The 3042-nt window shown below is 70.6% G+C and carries 2 protein-coding genes; both read left to right on the top strand.

The features are described from left to right. Positions 1–278: 278 nt before the first annotated feature. On the top strand, positions 279–1748 hold the full coding sequence (locus tag CCN72_RS29645; RefSeq protein ID WP_086811061.1) for an extracellular catalytic domain type 1 short-chain-length polyhydroxyalkanoate depolymerase: 1470 nt from the start codon (positions 279–281) through the stop codon (positions 1746–1748). A gap of 229 nt (positions 1749–1977) precedes the next feature. Next, the gene (locus CCN72_RS29640) at positions 1978–2961 is read left to right on the top strand and encodes an ABC transporter permease (RefSeq protein ID WP_037662381.1); all 984 of its coding nucleotides are present in this window, start codon (positions 1978–1980) and stop codon (positions 2959–2961) included. Positions 2962–3042: the final 81 nt, after the last annotated feature.

Genomic DNA, 3042 nt, shown 5'->3' with positions numbered 1-3042 from the left:
GACCGTCGTATGGCATGGCGCCCCCGCCCCCACCATGGCTGCGTGAACCACGCCGGGCGCCGCCGCCCTGGCTGCCCCTCACATGGCGCGCCGGGAGCGGCGGTCGTACGTTCCGCTTCCAGCAATCCGGTACGACGACGCGCCGGACGCGGGCCCGGTCCGCGCCCGGCCTGCCCACGGCACGGGCGCGGGGCACGCCGGGCGGGACGGGACCGCCGGGCGGCGCGCCGCGTCCAGGGCCTCCGCCTCCCTCCCCACTACTCATCGGAGTCGCACCCATGCCCCACACCACCTGGCGCGGATTCCTCCGGCGCACCGCACAGGCCGCCGTACTGGGCCTGCTCACCGCGGGCCTGACCGCCCTCACCCCCCTCGCCGCCGACGCGGCGGCCGCCGGCACCCTCCAGCAGGTCACCGGCTTCGGCTCGAACCCCGGCAACCTGGCGATGTACGAGTACGCGCCGTCCGACCTGCGCACCGGCGCGCCCCTGGTCGTGGCCGTGCACGGGTGCAGCCAGTCGGCGAGCGACTACCACACGCACTCCGGCTGGCAGAAGTTCGCCGACCAATGGGGTTTCGCCGTGGTCTATCCGCAGACCAGCACGGCCAACAACAGCCTGTCCTGCTTCAGTTGGTTCGACTCGACCAAGGACACGCGGGGCAAGGGCGAGGCGGCCTCGATCGTCCAGATGGTCGACACCGCCGCGGCGCAGTACGGCTCGGACCGCGGCCGTGTCTTCGTCACCGGCCTGTCCGCGGGCGGCGGCATGACCGCGGATCTGCTCGCCGACTATCCGGACGTGTTCGCGGGCGGCTCCGTGGACTCCGGCCTGCCCGCGCAGTGCGCCACCACCCTGACCGCCGCCTCCGGGTGCCAGTACGGGAGCCAGAACCTCACCCCGAAGCAGTGGGGCGACAAGGTCCGCAATTCCGCTCCGGGTCACTCGGGGCCGTGGCCCCGGGTCGCCGTCTGGCAGGGGACCGCCGACACCACCGTCACCCCGGTCAACGGCACCGAGCTGCGCGACCAGTGGACCGATGTCTGGGGCATCGGCCAGACCGCCTCCAGCACCCAGAGCCTGCCAGGGGGCACCACCGAGAGCCTTTACGACGACGGCACCGGTAAACCCGCGGTCGCCCTGTTCTCCGTCCCCGGCATGACCCACGGCCTCGCCGTGGACCCCGGCTCCGGCGCCGACCAGTGCGGCAGCACGGGGGCGTACTACCTCGCGGCCATCTGTTCCAGCTACTACACCGCCACGTTCTGGGGCCTGGACGGCGGCGCGGGGCAGGGCGGCGGCACCGGTTCGCTGCCCGCGCCGGCCGGTCTCACGGTGACCGGCACCACCGACACCGGCGCCTCGCTGTCCTGGAACGCCGTCAGCGGCGCCGCGTCGTACGACATCTACCGCGACGGCACGAAGACCGGTTCCACGACCGGCACCACGTACACCGACACCGGCCTGAGCCCCGCCACCGCCTACCACTACACCGTCGCCGCGGTCGACTCCGCGGGCGCCGCCGGCGCGTCCTCCGCCTCGGTCACCGCCACGACGACCGGGTCCGCGCCCAAGTGCTACACCGACAACAACTACAACCAGGTACAGGCCGGACGCGCCCACCAGAGCGGCGGCTACACCTACGCCAACGGCTCGAACCAGAACATGGGCCTCTACAACGTCGCCATCACCCACACCCTGAAGGAGTCCCCCGCGGGTTACTTCGTCATCGCCGACTCCGGCTGCTGAACCCGGCCCGAAATGTCGTGTGTTGCCGACCCTGTGCTACGGCAGCATGTCGGCTTCATGGCACGGCTGGTAAAGACCTGGTGCTGGGGTGACGCCTGGGACCAAGCTGACGTGTGCGTATCCCCGCACCCCATCCGTGCCCCCAGAAAGCGTCACCACGCATGCATTCGCCCTGTCCCCCCGGTGCTCCAGAAGCACGCGTCCCGTGTGTGGTGAGGAGGTGCCGTACATGGTGCGCTATGTGATGCGCAAGGCGGCCGGCTGGCTCCTGATGATCGTGGTGGCGACCAACGCCACCTATTTCCTCGCCAGTTGGTTCCTGGACCCGCGGTCGAACTTCAAGGAGCTGCGGCCCGTCCGCAGCGAGGCGCAGATCGACCGGGCCCTCGCGCCGTACAACCTGGACCCCCGGGTGCCGTTGGTGCACCGCTGGTGGGACTGGCTGACCTCGGTGATCCTGCACTTCGACTGGGGAAAGTCTCCCACCGGCGTCTCCGTCAACGGGGAAATGGGCTACCGGGCCCTGGTCAGCGCGGAGTTGGTCGTCATCGCGACCGTACTGTCCGTGGTGGTCGGCGTCGCGCTCGGCGTCTACACCGCCGCACGGCAGTACGGCTGGGCCGACCGGGTCTCGCAGGCGGTGTCCATCGTGGTGTTCAACGTCCCCACGACCGTCGCCGCCCTCGCCGTGGTCTTCGTCGCCATCTGGCTGAACCAGCACGCCGGACTGCACTTCCTCTACGTCGCCGGTGAGAACTCCCCGGGCGTCGACGGGTTGTTCCCCACGATCCTCGACCGCCTCCTGCATCTGATCCTGCCGACCCTGACGCTCACCCTGATGGGATACGTCGGCTACCACCTGACCCAGCGTTCGCTGCTGCTCGACACGCTCAACTCCGACTTCGTGCGCACCGCCCAGGCCACCGGGCTCACCCGCGCCCAGGCCATCCGCAGGCATGCCCTGAGGGCCGCGCTCATCCCGACGGCGGCCTCCGTGGCGTTCAGCGTCCCGGCCGTCTTCACCGGCGCCGTCATCACGGAGACGATCTTCGGCTGGAACGGCATGGGCCGCTACTTCATCCAGACCATCAGCAAGAACGACGTACACGGCGCGGTCGCGACAGCCGCCTTCGCCGCCGCGCTCACCGCGATCGGCGCGATCCTCGCGGACATCGCCACGGTGTTCCTCGACCCGAGGGTGCGGGTGAGCTGACATGACCATCGACACCCCCGCCCACCCGCACCCTCGGGTCGAGGAACACCGTGGCGATGTCCGCGAGGATCGCGCCGATCG

It is taken from the genome of Streptomyces murinus, assembly GCF_002154555.1.
Classification (GTDB): domain Bacteria; phylum Actinomycetota; class Actinomycetes; order Streptomycetales; family Streptomycetaceae; genus Streptomyces; species Streptomyces murinus.
Note: the sequence above shows the minus strand (reverse complement) of the source record. Positions and strands in the feature narration are given on the sequence as shown.

Coding starts and splice junctions, on each gene's coding strand:
- CCN72_RS29640 (WP_037662381.1), top strand. CDS start 1,978: ATGGTGCGCTATGTGATGCGCAAGGCGGCCGGCTGGCTCCTGATGATC.
- CCN72_RS29645 (WP_086811061.1), top strand. CDS start 279: ATGCCCCACACCACCTGGCGCGGATTCCTCCGGCGCACCGCACAGGCC.